The 16,381-nt window shown below is 55.1% G+C and carries 16 protein-coding genes; 1 reads left to right on the forward strand and 15 read right to left on the reverse strand.

The features are described from left to right. Window positions 1-13 precede the first annotated feature (13 nt). The 15 genes from rnhB to rpsB all read right to left on the reverse strand — a co-directional run bounded on the left by rnhB (window position 14) and on the right by rpsB (window position 15,148). Window positions 14-613: a ribonuclease HII gene (rnhB, locus tag R0140_RS22255; protein ID WP_023297087.1), complete on the reverse strand. Its 600-nt coding sequence runs from the start codon at window positions 611-613 to the stop codon at window positions 14-16. Continuing rightward, window positions 610-1,761 (reverse strand): lipid-A-disaccharide synthase, encoded by a 1,152-nt coding sequence (gene lpxB / locus R0140_RS22260; RefSeq protein WP_218799525.1) that lies wholly within the window; start codon window positions 1,759-1,761, stop codon window positions 610-612. The genes rnhB and lpxB overlap by 4 nt, the downstream gene beginning before the upstream one ends. Beyond that, window positions 1,761-2,549, reverse strand: a complete 789-nt coding sequence (lpxA, locus tag R0140_RS22265; RefSeq protein WP_032731649.1) for an acyl-ACP--UDP-N-acetylglucosamine O-acyltransferase — start codon at window positions 2,547-2,549, stop codon at window positions 1,761-1,763. The genes lpxB and lpxA overlap by 1 nt, the downstream gene beginning before the upstream one ends. A 3-nt stretch (window positions 2,550-2,552) precedes the next feature. After that, window positions 2,553-3,008: a 3-hydroxyacyl-ACP dehydratase FabZ gene (gene fabZ / locus R0140_RS22270; protein ID WP_004145858.1), complete on the reverse strand. Its 456-nt coding sequence runs from the start codon at window positions 3,006-3,008 to the stop codon at window positions 2,553-2,555. 105 nt (window positions 3,009-3,113) lie between these two features. Beyond that, window positions 3,114-4,139, reverse strand: coding sequence for a UDP-3-O-(3-hydroxymyristoyl)glucosamine N-acyltransferase (gene lpxD / locus R0140_RS22275; RefSeq protein WP_008807350.1), 1,026 nt, complete (start codon window positions 4,137-4,139; stop codon window positions 3,114-3,116). Window positions 4,140-4,142: 3 nt separating this feature from the next. Next, entirely contained in the window at window positions 4,143-4,628 is a 486-nt protein-coding gene (skp, locus tag R0140_RS22280) for a molecular chaperone Skp (RefSeq protein WP_002889325.1), read from the reverse strand. Between the two features lie 121 nt (window positions 4,629-4,749). Next, window positions 4,750-7,179 carry an outer membrane protein assembly factor BamA gene (gene bamA, locus R0140_RS22285; protein ID WP_008807351.1) on the reverse strand — a complete coding sequence of 810 codons (2,430 nt, stop codon included), beginning with the start codon at window positions 7,177-7,179 and terminating at the stop codon, window positions 4,750-4,752. Window positions 7,180-7,210: 31 nt separating this feature from the next. Then, window positions 7,211-8,563 (reverse strand): sigma E protease regulator RseP, encoded by a 1,353-nt coding sequence (rseP, locus tag R0140_RS22290; protein WP_008807352.1) that lies wholly within the window; start codon window positions 8,561-8,563, stop codon window positions 7,211-7,213. An 11-nt stretch (window positions 8,564-8,574) separates the two neighbouring features. Further along, on the reverse strand, window positions 8,575-9,432 hold the full coding sequence (cdsA, locus tag R0140_RS22295) for a phosphatidate cytidylyltransferase (RefSeq protein ID WP_008807353.1): 858 nt from the start codon (window positions 9,430-9,432) through the stop codon (window positions 8,575-8,577). A 12-nt stretch (window positions 9,433-9,444) separates the two neighbouring features. After that, complete coding sequence (ispU, locus tag R0140_RS22300) at window positions 9,445-10,203, reverse strand: (2E,6E)-farnesyl-diphosphate-specific ditrans,polycis-undecaprenyl-diphosphate synthase (protein ID WP_012968905.1); 759 nt, start codon at window positions 10,201-10,203, stop codon at window positions 9,445-9,447. Window positions 10,204-10,440: 237 nt separating this feature from the next. After that, entirely contained in the window at window positions 10,441-11,643 is a 1,203-nt protein-coding gene (gene ispC, locus R0140_RS22305; protein ID WP_032736672.1) for a 1-deoxy-D-xylulose-5-phosphate reductoisomerase, read from the reverse strand. 227 nt (window positions 11,644-11,870) lie between these two features. Continuing rightward, window positions 11,871-12,428, reverse strand: coding sequence for a ribosome recycling factor (gene frr, locus R0140_RS22310; protein ID WP_002889308.1), 558 nt, complete (start codon window positions 12,426-12,428; stop codon window positions 11,871-11,873). A 150-nt stretch (window positions 12,429-12,578) separates the two neighbouring features. Continuing rightward, a complete protein-coding gene (gene pyrH / locus R0140_RS22315; RefSeq protein ID WP_004098747.1) occupies window positions 12,579-13,304 on the reverse strand; it encodes a UMP kinase in 726 nt (241 codons plus the stop codon). A 147-nt stretch (window positions 13,305-13,451) separates the two neighbouring features. Then, window positions 13,452-14,303 (reverse strand): translation elongation factor Ts, encoded by an 852-nt coding sequence (gene tsf, locus R0140_RS22320; RefSeq protein WP_004151930.1) that lies wholly within the window; start codon window positions 14,301-14,303, stop codon window positions 13,452-13,454. A gap of 119 nt (window positions 14,304-14,422) precedes the next feature. Then, on the reverse strand, window positions 14,423-15,148 hold the full coding sequence (gene rpsB, locus R0140_RS22325) for a 30S ribosomal protein S2 (RefSeq protein WP_008807356.1): 726 nt from the start codon (window positions 15,146-15,148) through the stop codon (window positions 14,423-14,425). Between the two features lie 323 nt (window positions 15,149-15,471). Between rpsB and map the strand changes: the two genes are divergently transcribed. Then, entirely contained in the window at window positions 15,472-16,266 is a 795-nt protein-coding gene (map, locus tag R0140_RS22330; protein WP_004204446.1) for a type I methionyl aminopeptidase, read from the forward strand. Window positions 16,267-16,381 lie beyond the last annotated feature (115 nt).

Below are 16,381 nucleotides of genomic sequence, written 5' to 3' on the forward strand. Positions count from 1 at the left end.
AGATCCCGGTGACTTAGTTGGACGCCAGGCCCAGGGCACGCTTCACCGGACCAAAACTGCGCCGGTGATGCTCTGTTGCGCCGTGTTCCCGCAGCTTCTGCAGGTGAACAGCGGTGGGATAGCCTTTATGCTGGGCAAATCCGTAGTGGGGAAATGCGAGGTCCAGCGTGGCCATTTCGGCGTCACGAGTGACTTTTGCCAGAATAGACGCTGCGCTGATTTCTGCCACCCGGCTGTCGCCTTTCACCACCGCCAGAGAGGGCATCGGCAGCGACGGACAGCGGTTGCCATCGATCAAGACAAACTCAGGAACAATGCTCAGGCCGGCGACGGCGCGCTGCATCGCCAGCATAGTGGCATGCAGAATATTCAGCTCGTCGATTTCGTGCGGCTCGGCACGCCCCAGGCTCCAGCACAGCGCTTTCTCTTTAATCTCATCGCACAGCGCCAGGCGACGCTTTTCGCTGAGTTTTTTGGAATCATTCAGACCCACAATCGGCTTCGCCGGATCGAGGATCACCGCCGCGGTCACGACCGCGCCAACCAGCGGCCCGCGGCCAACCTCATCAACGCCGGCAACCAGATGGGTATGCGGATAGACGAACTCCATCATTGTTTTGCTAACTCCAGTACGGCGTCCGCGGCCTGCTCATCGGCGTTGCAGCGGATCTGCTGATGCAGCGCGCGGAACGTCTCATGCATCTCGTGGCTGGTTTTGCCATCGGCCAGCAGCGGCTGCAGGGCGGCGGCCAGCGCCTGCGGCTCGCACTCATCCTGCAGTAGCTCTTTGACCAGCTCGCGACCGGCCAGCAGATTCGGCAAGGAGACGTAGTCGGTTTTCACCAGACGCTTTGCCAGCCAGAAGGTGAACGGCTTCATGCGGTAGCCAACCACCATCGGGCACTTCGCCAGCATGCACTCCAGCGCCGCCGTCCCGGAGGCCAGCAGCGCGGCGTCGCTGGCGATCATCGCATCGCGCGCCTGACCGTCCAGCATATGCACGATCATATCCGGCGCCGTCTCAGCTTTGATTCGCTCAAACTGCTCCCGCCGTTTGGCATTGACCAGCGGCACTACCACCTGCAAATCGGGATAGGTGACGCGTAACAACTGCGCGGTTTTCAGAAAGTCCGCGCTGAGCATTTCGACTTCCGCGCCGCGGCTGCCGGGCAGCAGCGCCAGACAGCGCACATTGTGCGGGATCCCTAACCGGTCGCGCGCAGCGCCTTTGTCAGGATCCAGCGGCATCGCATCCGCCATGGTATGGCCGATAAAGCGGCAAGGGACGTTAAATTTGTCATAAAACGCTTTTTCGAAAGGCAGAAAAGCCAGCACCAGGTCGGTCGCTCTGCCGATTTTGAAAACGCGTTTTTGTCGCCAGGCCCAGACCGACGGGCTGACGTAGTGAATCGTTTTGATGCCCTGCTTTTTCAGATTCCCTTCGAGGGTAATATTGAAGTCAGGGGCGTCGATGCCGACGAAGACATCGGGGTGCAGCTCGCCAAAGCGGCGGGTAAGATCGGCGCGAATATGCAGGAGGCGGCGTAAGCGACCGAGCACCTCAACAATGCCCATCACCGCCAGCTCTTCCATTTCGTACCATGCTTCGCACCCTTCCGCCTGCATCAGCGGCCCCGCCACGCCGACAAAGCGCGCGTCAGGGATGCGCGCTTTGAGAGCCCGGATGAGGCCTGCACCAAGAATATCGCCGGAGGTTTCTCCGGCGACCAGGGCAATCGTCAGGGGACGCGGTTCAGCCATTAACGAATCAAGCCGCGAGTGGAACGGGCAAAGAAATCAACAAACGGCTGAACTTCAGGATGCTGAGTCGCCAGTTCGGCGATTTCCGGTTTGGCTTCGTCCAGCGTTTTGCCGCTGCGGTACAGCAGTTTATACGCGTTACGAATCGCGGTAATCGCCTCACGGCTAAAGCCGCGGCGTTTCAGCCCCTCGATGTTGACGCCAAACGGCGTCGCGTGGTTACCCTGGGCAATCACGAACGGCGGAACGTCCTGCGCCACGCCGGAGCATCCGCCAACCATGACGTGTGCGCCGATGATGCAGAATTGGTGTACTGCGGTCATGCCGCCGATGATGACGAAATCATCCAGAGATACGTGACCGGCCAAGGTTGCGTTATTGGCCAGAATGCAGCGATCGCCAAGCGTACAATCGTGCGCCACATGGGCGTTGATCATCAGCAGGTTATCGTTGCCCACCTTTGTTAATCCACCGCCCTGTACTGTGCCGCGATGAATGGTGACGCTTTCGCGGATGCGGTTGCGATCGCCAATTTCCACCCGGGTCGGTTCGCCAGCATATTTCAGATCCTGGTTAACTTCGCCGATGGAAGCGAACTGATAGATCTCATTGTCACGGCCGATTTTGGTATGGCCGTTAACGACGACATGAGACTTCAGTATGGTGCCTTCGCCAATTTCGACGTTAGCGCCAACAATACAAAACGGACCAATGTGAACGTTAGCACCAATGACGGCGCCTTCTTCTACAATGGCGGTAGGATGAACAAAAGCGGTTTTATCAATCACGTATCAGGCCTCCCGGCTACGCGCACACATCATCGTCGCTTCGCAAACCACTTTACCGTCAACCAGCGCGACGCCTTTGAAACGGGTCAGGCCGCGGCGGGTTTTCTCGAAAGTGACTTCCATAATCATCTGATCGCCTGGTACTACCGGACGTTTGAAGCGCGCTTCGTCGATGCCTGCGAAATAATACAGCTCGCCTGGCTCCAGTTTTCCGACGCTTTTAAATGCCAGAATCCCGGTGGCCTGCGCCATCGCTTCCAGAATCAGCACGCCAGGCAAAATCGGCTTACCAGGGAAGTGCCCCTGGAAAAACGGCTCGTTTACAGAAACATTTTTTACTGCGCGCAGAAAACGACCTTCTTCAAAATCCAGCACGCGGTCTACCAGCAGGAACGGGTAACGGTGAGGCAGAAGTTCCAGAATCTCTTCAATGTGCAGAGTATGAGTGTCAGTAGTCAAAATACTCTTCCTGTCTAAATGTACTAAAAGGCAATAATAACACGGCCTGCGGCAATCTTTTAGCGAATGCAACAGGCCGGAAATGTCATGTGACCAAATGATGAATTAGTCTTGTTGATTAACCTTGCGCTCAATCGCTTTCAGGCGCTTGCTCATCTCGTCAATATTCATCACCAGCGCCGCAGTTTTACGCCACGCCTTGTTCGGCTGCAGCGGAATACCGGAGGAGTATACGCCAGGTTCAGAGATAGGACGCATCACCATCCCCATCCCCGTGACGGTGACTTTATCGCAGATTTCCATATGGCCGTTAATCACGCTGGCGCCGCCAATCATGCAGTAGCGGCCAATTTTCAGGCTGCCCGCCATGATAACGCCGCCGGCAACCGCGGTATTGTCGCCAATCACCACGTTATGCGCAATCTGACACTGGTTATCAATGATAACGCCGTTACCGATAAGGGTATCGTCCAGCGCGCCGCGATCGATGGTGGTGCAGGCGCCAATCTCCACGCGATCGCCAATAATGACGCGACCCAGTTGCGGGATCTTGACCCAGTTACCGCGATCGTTAGCATAACCGAAGCCATCCGCGCCGATCACCGTGCTGGACTGGATCAGGCAATTCTCGCCGATCTCAATCTCATGGTAAATGGTCACATTGGCCCACAAACGCGAGCCGGCACCGATTTTCGTATTTTTCCCAACGAAGCAGCCTGCGCCGATCACCACGTTATCGCCCAGTACAACACCGGATTCGATAACCGCGTTAGCGCCGATCGCCACGTTGTTACCCAGCTTCGCCGACGGATCGATGACCGCGCTCGGCGCGATATCCTGTGCCGGCTGTGGCGTGGTATCAAGAATTTGAGCCATGCGCGCGTAGGTCAGGTAGGGATTACGCACTACCAGCGCGGCGCTATGGGCAAAAGGCAAATCATCCTGCGTCATGACAACGGCAGAAGCCTGACAAGCGGCCAGGTGTTCACGGTACTTAGGGTTGACCATGAAAGTGATTTGGCCCGTTTTCGCGCTCTGCATGGACGCAACGCCGGTGATGACGATATCGCCATCACCGTGTAATTCTGCATCCAACTGCTGCGCGAGATCAGCCAGTCGAATTGAAGGCATTACTTATTTAACCTGTTTCAGCACATCAGCGGTGATGTCTTTTACATCGCTGCTGTTGTATGCAACGGCATTTGCGTCAACAACCAGATCGATGCTCTGATCTTTCGCTACGCTCTGTACAGCAGTCTGGATGCGGGTAACCAGTTTGCCACGCTCTTCGTTGGAACGACGTGCGCGATCCTGTTCAAACGCCTGCGCTTTCTGGGAGAAGGTCTGGCGCTGAGCCATCACGTCTTTTTCCAGTTTGGTACGATCGGCGCCCGGCTTCATGGACTGCAGACGCTGCATTTTAGACTGCAGGTCGCCTTCCATACGCTGCAGTTCGCTAGCGCGGCCTTTGAACTCGTTTTCCAGCGTGTTGGAAACGCCAGTTTTCTGGGCAACCTGTTGGAACAGGCTGTTCATGTTCACCAGGGCAATTTTATCTGCCGCCTGAGCGGAAGTTACCATTGCCAAACCCAGACCTGCAGCTAATAACCACTTTTTCACAATAAACTCCTTACCATCCCATGAGTACCCAGGGGTACCGTTATTTGCGTGGCGAGGCGATAACCGCGTTATCGCCTACAGTCAGCGCTATACTGCACTTGCATTCCGTTGCCGCCAACAATTACCAGGTTTTACCAATGTTAAACTGGAACTGTTCGGCTTTGTCTCCATCGTACTTTTTGAACGGTTGGGCGTAGGAGAAGACCAACGGCCCCAACGGCGACATCCACTGCACGGCAATACCCGCAGACATACGGATGTTGCTCGGATCACTGTAATCCGGGTAACCGCCATAGGCGTTCGAATCCCAGTGAGTATCCCATACGGTACCCATATCCCAGAAGACGGAAGTACGGACCGAGTTCGCATATTTGTCACTAATAAACGGCGTCGGGGTAATCAGCTCCAGGCTGGCCACCGCCATCGCGTTACCGCCCACCGCATCATCGGATTTACACGGCGCGGATTCGGTGCTCTTACAGTCATTGGTATAACCGCTATCGCCATCATGACGGCTGCTCGACGGGAAGTACACCGCCTTCGGACCAATGGTGTTCGACTGGAAGCCACGCACGGTGCTGGAACCACCGGCATAGAAGTTCTCATAGAACGGCATCTCTTTGCCGCCGATACCATCGCCATAGCCAAAGCGGGTACGACCCAACACTACCCACTGGTGATCGTTGTCGATCGGCACATAGGTGGCGGTATCCAGCGTCGCTTTGTAGTATTCGTTGTCTGAGCCCGGAATGGTCACCTTACCGTTCAGGTTGACGCGCGAACCTTCCGTTGGGAAGAAGCCGCGGTCAAGCTTGTTGTAGGTCCAACCGTAGTTGAAGGTGAAGTCATTCGCACTGAACGAGTTCCGGTCGTTGGTGTTGTCCGGATACTGGCCCATCGAGTTCAGGTAACGCCACATCGCCACCTGCGGCTGCATATTGGACAGGGAGTTATGAACATAACCGACCCCGGCGCGCAGCGTGTTGTATTCGTTGACCGGGAAGCCCAGCGTGACGTCTGTACCATAGCTTTTGTTGGTATAGTCAGACAGATCCGCATCGTTCGCATCGAAGTCATTATAGAAGATACGGCCGCCGAGGCTCACACCGTCAACGGTGAAGTACGGGTTGGTCACCGACAGTTCGGTATAGGTCTGGTAATCGTTTTTGGTGCCGTTGATCCCGACCGCATAACCGGTACCTAACCAGTTATCCTGCTGGACGCCCGCCTGGAAGCTGACGCCGCTTTCGGTACCGTAGCCGATACCGAAGTTGAAGCTACCGGTGTTACGCTCTTTCACCTTGTAGACAACGTCGACCTGGTCCGGGCTGCCCGGCACGCGTTGGGTATCGGTATCCACCGTTTCGAAGAAGCCTAAACGGTTGAGGCGGTCTTTACCCTGATCGACGAGATCGCTCCCCAGCCATGCGCCTTCCATCTGGCGCATTTCGCGGCGCAGGACGGCATCTTTGGAGGTGTCGTTACCTTCGAAGCGAATTTTACGCACATAATAGCGGTTACCCGCATCGACGTTGACGTGCAGTTTGACGGTCTTATCGCTGTCGTTGATTTCCGGCTGCGACTGAACGCGCGGGTAAGCGTAACCATAACGACCCAACAGTTTCTTGATGTCGTTTTCCATCTTGGTTACTTTCGCGCCGTTGTACAGTTCGCCCGGCTCGACTTTGGTCAGCGCTTCGATTTCGGCCGAATGGCCCGCGAGATCGCCCGTTACCTGCACCCCGGAAAGCTTGTACTGATCGCCTTCGGTGATGTTGACGGTAATGTAGATCCCTTTCTTGTCCGGCGTCAGGCTAACCTGAGTAGAATCGATGTTGAAACGGGCATAACCGCGATCCAGATAGTAGCTGCGCAGGGTTTCAAGGTCGCCCGCCAGCTTCTGCTTCTGGTATTTACGGTCGCCGACCACGTTCCACCACGGTACCTCATCGCGCAGCTGGAAGTGGGAGATCAGTTCATCGGTCGAAAACGCATGGTTGCCGACGATATTGATCTGCTGAATTTTTGCGGAGACGCCTTCCTGGAAGACCAGCTTCAGATCGACACGGTTACGCGGCAGCGGCGTCACAACCGCTTTGACGCTGGCGCTGTATTTACCAACGCTGTAGTAGAAGTCCTCCAGACCCTTCTCGATATCCGCGATGGTCGTGCGGTCAAGCGACTCGCCCACCCGAACGCCAGAGGCCTCAAGGTTCTGCTTGAGCATGTCATCTTTCACCGACTTATTGCCGGAGAAGGTGATGCTGGCGATCGTCGGACGCTCTTTCACCTGCACCAGCAGGGTATCACCATCGCGCAGGACGCGGACGTCCTCAAAGTTGCCAGTGGCAAACAGCGCGCGAATAGTGTTACTGATATCATCGTCGGTCACCGTATCGCCAGGACGCACTGGCATACTGAGGAGGGCCGCACCAACAGCGACACGCTGCAAGCCTTCGAAATGAATGTCCTTCACCACGAACCCTTCAGCACCGTATACAGTCGCGCTGCTAAACAGCAGCGACGCTATGAGCAACTTTTTCATCGCCATCGTTATTATGCGTTCTTCCTAACAAACTCTCTTATAACCGAGAGAAATCATTGAAAAGTGCAAGCCCCATTAACAGCACCAGCAGTATTGAGCCAATGCGATAACTAAAGTCTTGAACTCGCTCGGATACCGGCCCGCCCTTCAGCTTTTCGATCGCTAAAAACAGCAGATGTCCCCCATCCAGTACGGGCAGTGGGAACAGGTTGATGATTCCGAGGTTCACGCTAATCAGCGCAAGGAACATCAGATAATAAATCAACCCAAACTCCGCTGACATTCCAGCCCCCTGAGCGATAGAGATCGGCCCACTGAGGTTGTTCAGTTTGACATCACCGGTTATCAATTTACCCAGCATCCTGACCGTCAGTGACATCAGCTGCCAGGTTTTATCCGTGGCTTCAGCGATGGCGGCAAACGGTCCGTACTGACGTACTGTCTTGTATTCCTCAGGTAGCGGGATGACCTTTGGCACCACCCCTGCGAACCCTTCTGCCTTACCTTTTACCGTTTTCGCATCCGGCGTCAGGGTTAACGGCAGCGCACTCCCCTGCCGTTCAATCTCCAGCGCCAGCGCTTTGCCCGGATTATCGCGCACCAGATTAACAAACGTCATCCACTGCGTTAACGGTTGACCATCGACTTTAACGATCCGGTCGCCCGCTTGCAAACCCGCTTTCTGAGCTGCCGAGCCCGTCTGGACCTCCGCCAGCACCGTATCAATCTGCGCGCTGCGCGGCTGGATCCCCAGCGAGGTCACGGGATCTTGCTTGTCTGGCTCAAACGCCCAGTGCCGCAGATCGACGATTTTATCCTGGCGCTGATTGGTCCCGAAAGGGGCGACGGTAAGTATTGTTTGCGGGTTGCCGATTTTGGCGACCAGCTGCATACGCACCGCATCCCAATCAGGCGTTTCGATACCATCTATCGCTTTAAGTTCCGTTCCTTTTGCAATTTGTGCTTGCGCGGCAACCGAATTGGGCGTTATTTCACCCACCACCGGTCGCACGCCAGGAACGCCGATAATAAAGACCAGCCAGTAAGCAAAGATAGCGAAAATGAAGTTAGCGATGGGGCCGGCGGCAATCACCGCCGCACGCTGGCCGACGGTTTTATTGTTGAAGGCGTAGTGGCGCATCTCCGGCGCCACCGCCTCGACGCGCTCGTCCAGCATCTTGACGTAGCCGCCCAGCGGGATCAGGGCAATCACGAACTCCGTGCCCTGCTTATCCATCCGCCGCCACAGCGCTTTGCCAAAGCCGATAGAAAAACGCTCAACCCGGATGCCGCAGCGGCGCGCCACCCAAAAATGGCCAAACTCATGCACCGTAATCAGTACGCCAAGCGCAATGATAAAAGCTGCCAGATTCCAGAGCACGCTCAGCATATAACCTTCCGTCAAATCGTCCTGAAGACCAACAGTAGCAGACAGGCGAAGACCGGTACCGCCGCCGTCAGGCTGTCGATACGATCGAGAATACCGCCGTGTCCGGGAATCAAGTGCCCGCTATCCTTAATGCCGGCCTCGCGCTTAAACATACTTTCCGTCAGATCGCCCAGCACGGAAGCCAGGGCCGCCACCACGGAACAGACCAGCAGCACCGTCGGCGTGACGTCAAGATGTGCCCACACTCCATAAGCCCAGGAGATCACGGCCGCCGTCAGCAAACCGCCAAAAAAACCCTGCCAGGTTTTTCCCGGTGAAACCTTCGGCGCCAGCTTATGCTTGCCGAACATTTTGCCAAACATGTAGGCGCCAGAGTCGGCTCCCCAGACCAGGATCATGACGTACAGCAGCCACACCGCACCGCTGTAGTGATTATCGGTATAGTGCCAGGCGCGCAGCGCCAGCATGCCCCAGAAAAACGGAACAATGGTCAATATGCCGAAGATAAGGCGCAGCACTTTAGAATGGCGCCAGAATGCCGCCGACGCCGGGTACGATAACACCAGCAACAGCGCGACGATCCACCAGGCGAATGAGGCCCATAGTGAACCTTCCACCATCGGTTGATGAACGTCATAATGGTATTCAGGCAGCAGAAAAAGCATGGCAGCCAGCAGAAGGCCGCACAGCACCGCCAGCCAGACCCGCTGCGACGTTGAGGTGAAACCGCTCAGTTGCCCCCACTCCCACGCGGCGAGCATGCAGACCACGAGGGTCACGATAGCAAATCCCATCGGCGGCAATAAGAACAGCGCCGCAATGACGACGGGAATTAAGACGAAAGCAGATATCAGGCGATACTTCAGCAAAAGTGACCCCCATCAGGCATGACTGCCACCCGGCTCAGTGCCGCCGAAACGACGCTCTCGATTAACAAAGGCATGGAGTGCACCTTCAAAGTCCTGTTCAGCAAAATCGGGCCAAAGAACATCCGTAAAGTAAAGTTCGGCATAGGCAATTTGCCAAATCAAAAAGTTACTTATTCGGTGCTCTCCCCCGGTCCTAATAACTAAATCAACGGGAGCCAGTTCATGCATGCAGACCTGCTGACTCAGCATTTCTTCCGTGATCTCTTCAGGCAGCAGCGTCCCGTCCTGTACTTGTTTCGCCAGCAGACGAACGCCCTGGGTAATATCCCAGCGACCGCCGTAATTTGCCGCAATGTTCAGCGTTAAGCCGGTATTGTTTGCGGTCAACGCTTCCGCTTTGCGGATGCGTTCCTGCAGGCGTGCATTGAAGCGCGTGGTGTCGCCAATGACCCGCAAACGCACATTGTGTCGGTGCAGACTTTTGACTTCGCTATCCAGCGCCCAGACGAACAGTTCCATCAGCGCGCTGACTTCCTGGGCTGGACGGTTCCAGTTTTCGCTGCTGAACGCGTATAACGTTAACGCCTCAATTCCATTATTCGCCGCGAAGGAGACCGCGCGACGCACGGATTTCGCACCGGCCTTGTGCCCGAAAGCGCGAATTTTACCTTGCCGTTTCGCCCAACGGCCGTTGCCATCCATAATAATGGCGACATGACGGCAGCCATGTGTTGGCGATATTTCGCTGACAGTTTGATTAGCAGACAACATCACGCGTTTTAAGTCCATAATAAGGATTAACTAGCCACCAAACAGAGGCCACCGGGCCGCGCTGGATACGCATTTTTATCCGATGCCGGGGCTGCAGCCAATCGCAGAGAACAACCAAAAGCTTTACGCAAAAAAGCCGTGTTTTGCCACGGCCACCGTAATCTTTAACAACAAAATGCAACGATCGGGTGGCGCAGACTATATCACCGAAGCCTTTCGCCCACAAATACCACCGCGTTACGCCTGCGCGCCCAAACGATTAAGCTGCTGGTGAGCTACCGCACGAGCGTCAGCGTCGATAACCAGAACATCATCAATGCTTTGCGGCTCCTGCAGGTTCATCTTATCCAGCACCGCCAGATTCACCGCCGCAATATCGGTAAAGCGGATATCGCCATGCAGAAACGCGGCAACCGACTCTTCATTGGCCGCATTCAGCGCCGTGGTGGCCGCCTGGCCGACCTCAAACGCGTCCATCGCCAGCTTCAGGCAGGGATAGCGGGCGTAGTCCGGCGCGGAGAAGCTCAGGTTGCTCAGCTGGCAGAAGTCCAGTGGTTTGACCCCGGAGCTCAGGCGCTGTGGCCAGCCCATGGTATGGGCAATCGGCGTGCGCATATCCGGCTCCCCAAGCTGGGCCAGCACGCTGCCGTCCTGATAGCGAACCATCGAGTGGATCACCGACTGCGGGTGGATCAGCACTTCCATCTGCTGCGCCGAAGCATTGAACAGCCAGCGAGCTTCAATATATTCCAGACCTTTGTTCATCATCGTGGCTGAATCGACGGAGATCTTACGTCCCATCGACCAGTTGGGATGGCGGCAGGCCTGATCGGGGGTCATCGCCGATAGTTCAGCCACGTCCGTCTCGCGGAAAGGCCCCCCGGAACCGGTTAACAGGATGGACGAGACGCCATTCCGGGTGAGGTCAGCGTATCCCAGATGCTGTTGAATTGTCTCCGGCATACTCTGAAAAATCGCGTTATGTTCGCTATCGACCGGCAGCAATCGCGCCCCCGACCGCTGAACGGCCTCCATGAACAAGCGACCGCAGGTCACCAGCGATTCTTTATTCGCCAACAACACGGTTTTCCCGGCGCGGATCGCCGCCAGCGTCGGTACCAGCCCCGCCGCGCCGACGATTGCCGCCATCACCTGATCGACCTCATCCAGCGCCGCGACCTCAGCCGCCGCCTGCTGGCCGCTCAGCACTTCGGTACGGCGGCCATGCTCATGCAGACGGGTGCGCAACCGCTCAGCGCTTTGCGCATCATCCATCACGGCGTAACGCGGGGTAAATTCCAGGCATTGTTCAACCATGCGGTCAACGTTTTTCCCCGCGACCAGCGCGGCGACGGAAAAGCAACCAGGGTTATGGCGTACCACGTCCAGCGTGCTACAGCCAATGGAGCCGGTCGAACCGAGAACGGTTAATTGCTTCATGAGACGTCCAGAAGAAAGGAAACAGAATAAAAAGCAAAACGCCGCCAGCAAGCCCCTACGCAACAACTATCGGGGGTAAGGCGGCGGCATCAGGCCTTCAACTTAGCGCTAAAGGCTACAAGGCCAGCCGGCTCAACGCAATCCCGAGAATTGAGCGTACAGTCTTCTGTACGGCGTTTCAGATTTTACTCAGGCCAGGAAGTATCGGCCCGAGCAACAGCAGAGCATCAGAACTGCATCAGTTCCGCTTCTTTATCTGCCAGCGCCGCGTCAACTTTCTTGATGGCGGCGTCAGTCATTTTCTGCACGTCGTCCTGAGAACGGCGATCGTCATCTTCGCTGATCTCTTTCTCTTTCAGCAGCGCTTTAACTTTGTCGTTCGCGTCACGGCGAACGTTACGCACGGCGACACGCGCCTGCTCAGCTTCGCCACGGACGATCTTGGTCAGATCTTTACGACGCTCTTCGGTCAGCGGCGGCAGCGGAACACGAATATCGCTGCCGGCGGAGCTTGGGTTCAGACCGAGGTCAGACGCCATGATCGCTTTTTCAACGGCCGCAGACATAGAACGGTCAAAGACGTTGATTTTCAGAGTACGGGAGTCTTCGACGGTGACGCTGGCCAGCTGGCGCAGCGGAGTCGGCGTACCGTAATATTCAACAACAATCCCGTCCAGCAGGCTCGGAGAAGCACGACCCGTGCGAATTTTGCTGATTTGGTTTTTGAATGCTTCGACGCATTTTTCCATGCGGATTTCAGCATCTTTTCTGATATCGCTAATCACGTTACGAATCCTTGAAAGCTTGTCTCAGTCAGACCAGACGGGACACCCGTCGGAAAATGAGCTAAGTATAGTCAGATTTAATGAAAATCACCGGGCAATATCCCCGCGAAAGTAAAGCGGAATATTACCCGGATTTGGCGCTGACGGGAATTATTCCGTGATCAATGTGCCTTCTTTTTCGCCCATGACCACGCGACGCAGGGCGCCGGGTTTGTTCATGTTGAAGACGCGAATCGGCAATTTGTGGTCACGCGCCAGGGTGAAGGCCGCCAGATCCATCACTTTCAGCTCTTTATCCAGCACTTCGCTGTAGGTCAGCTGATCGTACATGGTGGCAGAAGGATCTTTGGCCGGATCCGCGGTAAACACACCGTCAACCTTGGTCGCTTTCAGCACCACGTCGGCTTCAATTTCAATACCACGCAGGCAGGCTGCGGAATCGGTGGTAAAGAACGGGTTGCCGGTGCCTGCGGAGAGGATCACCACGCGGTTGTTGCGCAGCAGGCTGATCGCCTCTGCCCAGCTGTAGTTGTCGCACACGCCGTTCAGCGGGATGGCGGACATCAGACGAGCGTTCACATAGGCGCGGTGGAGCGCATCACGCATTGCCAGGCCGTTCATGACCGTTGCCAGCATGCCCATGTGGTCGCCCACAACGCGGTTCATACCCGCTTTCGCCAGACCAGCACCACGGAACAGGTTACCACCACCAATTACTACGCCAACCTGAATACCCAGCTCGACCAGCTCTTTGATCTCCTGAGCCATGCGGTCAAGTATGCTTGCATCAATACCGAAGCCTTCTGAGCCCTGCAGCGCTTCGCCACTTAATTTCAGCAGAATACGTTTGTAGACGGGTTTTGCATTGGTAGCCATGTTTCTTTCCTGAGACTGTCAACGAATGAGATATGAGAATTCTGGCGACATTGTATGTCGCATTTCAGCGCGGTCACTATACGCAGTTGGCTGAATTTACAAAATGGGCGCAAAAAGAAGCCGCCCTCAGGCGGCTCCTTGTAAAAATTAAGACTGCTTGGACATCGCAGCAACTTCTGCTGCAAAGTCAGTCTCAACTTTCTCGATGCCTTCGCCCACTTCAAAGCGGATGAAGCCAGTCACGTCAGCGTTGTGCTCTTTCAGCAGCTGACCAACAGATTTGCTCGGCTCCATAACGAAAGGCTGACCCGTCAGAGAAACTTCGCCGGTGAATTTCTTCATGCGGCCTTCAACCATTTTCTCTGCGATTTCTTTCGGCTTACCGGACTGCATCGCGATGTCCAGCTGAACCTGGTACTCTTTCTCTACCACTTCAGCAGACACGTCTTCCGGCTTAACGAATTCCGGCTTGCTTGCAGCAACGTGCATTGCCAGCTGCTTAACCAGCTCTTCGTCAGCGCCTTTAGCGGCAACCAGAACACCGATGCGCGCACCGTGCTGGTAGCTACCCAGAACGTCGCCTTCCAGAACAGCGATACGACGGATGTTGATGTTCTCACCGATTTTAGCAACCAGCGCAACGCGTTCTTCTTCGAACTGCGCTTTCAGAACTTCAACGTCGGAGATTTTACCCGCAACAGCAGCGTCCAGTACTTTGTCAGCAAATGCCTGGAAACCACCATCTTTAGCAACGAAGTCAGTCTGGCAGTTAACTTCCAGAATGTAACCGTAGTTGCCTTCGATTTTGGTTTTGATCACGCCGTCAGCAGCCACGTTGCCTGCTTTCTTCGCCGCTTTGATCGCGCCGGATTTACGCATGTTTTCGATTGCCAGCTCGATGTCGCCATTCGCTTCAGTCAGCGCTTTTTTGCAATCCATCATGCCTGCGCCAGTACGTTCGCGCAGTTCTTTTACCAGGGAAGCGGTAATTTCAGCCATTCTAAAATCCTCGGGAGATGTGGATACTGCCCGGCCAACGGCCAAACAGCGTAAATTGAAAAAAGGGGCCTGTAATGGGCCCCTATTCATACACGGTACTAATAAGGGCTTAAACCTTATTATTCAGCTTCTACGAAGCTTTCTTCCGCCTGAGAAGCCAGGTCCTGAGAGCGACCTTCACGAACGGTAGCAGCAACAGCGCCCAGGTACAGGCTTACTGCGCGGATTGCATCGTCGTTACCCGGGATAACGAAGTCTACGCCGTCCGGATCAGAGTTGGTATCAACGATAGCAAATACCGGGATACCCAGGTTGTTTGCTTCTTTGATAGCGATGTGCTCGTGGTCAGCGTCGATAACGAACAGTGCGTCCGGCAGGCCGCCCATGTCTTTGATACCGCCCAGGCTGTTTTCCAGCTTGTCCAGCTCACGAGTGCGCATCAGCGCTTCTTTCTTGGTCAGCTTGTCGAAAGTACCGTCCTGGGACTGAGTTTCCAGGTCTTTCAGACGTTTGATGGACTGACGAACGGTTTTCCAGTTAGTCAGCATACCGCCCAGCCAGCGATGGTTCACGAAGAACTGGTCGCAGCTGTTAGCAGCTTCTTTTACCGCTTCGCTTGCAGCGCGCTTAGTACCCACGAACAGGATCTTGCCTTTACGGGCAGAGATTTTGTTCAGCTCAGCCAGAGCTTCGTTGAACATCGGTACCGTTTTCTCAAGGTTGATGATGTGAACTTTGTTACGCGCGCCGAAGATGAAAGGCTTCATTTTCGGGTTCCAGTAACGGGTCTGGTGACCAAAGTGAACACCAGCCTTGAGCATGTCGCGCATGGAAACAGTTGCCATGTTTAAAACCTCTATAGATTAAATTGGGGTTATGCCTCCACGTATCCCATATTACCGACCCCAAAGGGCACCCCGGAATATGTGTCGATACGTGTGTGTTATTTACACAATATGAGTATGTCGCTTACGTCCCATCCTTGTGTATCTGAGATGGAACGGAAGTCCGGCGCGCTTTATACCACAAAATCCGCCCAGACACCAACTCTTGTTGACGCCACGTGCTGTTAATGATTCTCAATTTGGCACCAGCCTGCCCGGACTGTTACCATTGGCAGGACTTACTCTATTATTGTCGAAAATATCGACACTGCTGGACATACTCCATGGCTATCTCTATCAAGACATCTGAAGACATTGAAAAAATGCGCGTTGCCGGCCGCCTGGCCGCTGAAGTGCTGGAAATGATCGAACCCTGGGTTAAACCTGGCGTCAGCACCGGTGAACTGGACCGCATCTGTAACGACTATATCGTTAACGAGCAGAAGGCCATTTCCGCCTGCCTCGGCTATCACGGCTATCCGAAGTCCGTCTGCATTTCGGTCAACGAAGTAGTTTGCCACGGTATCCCTGACGACGGCAAACTGCTGAAAGATGGCGATATCGTTAACATCGACGTGACGGTCATTAAAGATGATTTCCATGGCGACACCTCCAAAATGTTTATCGTCGGTAAACCGACGATTCTCGGTGAGCGCCTGTGCCGCATCACTCAGGAAAGCCTGTATCTGGCGCTGAAAATGGTGAAGCCGGGGATCAACCTGCGCACTATCGGCGCGGCGATCCAGAAATACGTTGAAGCCGAAGGTTTTTCCGTGGTGCGCGAATACTGTGGCCACGGTATCGGCCGCGGCTTCCATGAAGAGCCGCAGGTGCTGCACTACGACTCACCGGAAACCAACGTTGTGCTCAAACCCGGCATGACCTTCACCATCGAGCCGATGGTCAACGCGGGTAAAAAAGAGATCCGCAGCATGAAAGACGGCTGGACGGTGAAAACTAAAGACCGGAGCTTGTCTGCGCAGTACGAGCATACTATTGTGGTGACAGACAACGGCTGCGAAATTCTGACGCTACGCAAGGATGACACCATCCCGGCGATAATCTCGCACGATGAATGATGAAAAGCCGGCGCCCGCCGGCTTTTTTATTAGATAGTTTTTTCTTATGGTGACGCGATGAGCAACTCATTACCTGACACAGCCTCCCCTCTTCTGCCCGTCCCGCCGGAACATC

Source organism: Klebsiella sp. w6, assembly GCF_033100215.1.
GTDB classification, from domain to species: Bacteria; Pseudomonadota; Gammaproteobacteria; order Enterobacterales; family Enterobacteriaceae; genus Klebsiella; species Klebsiella variicola.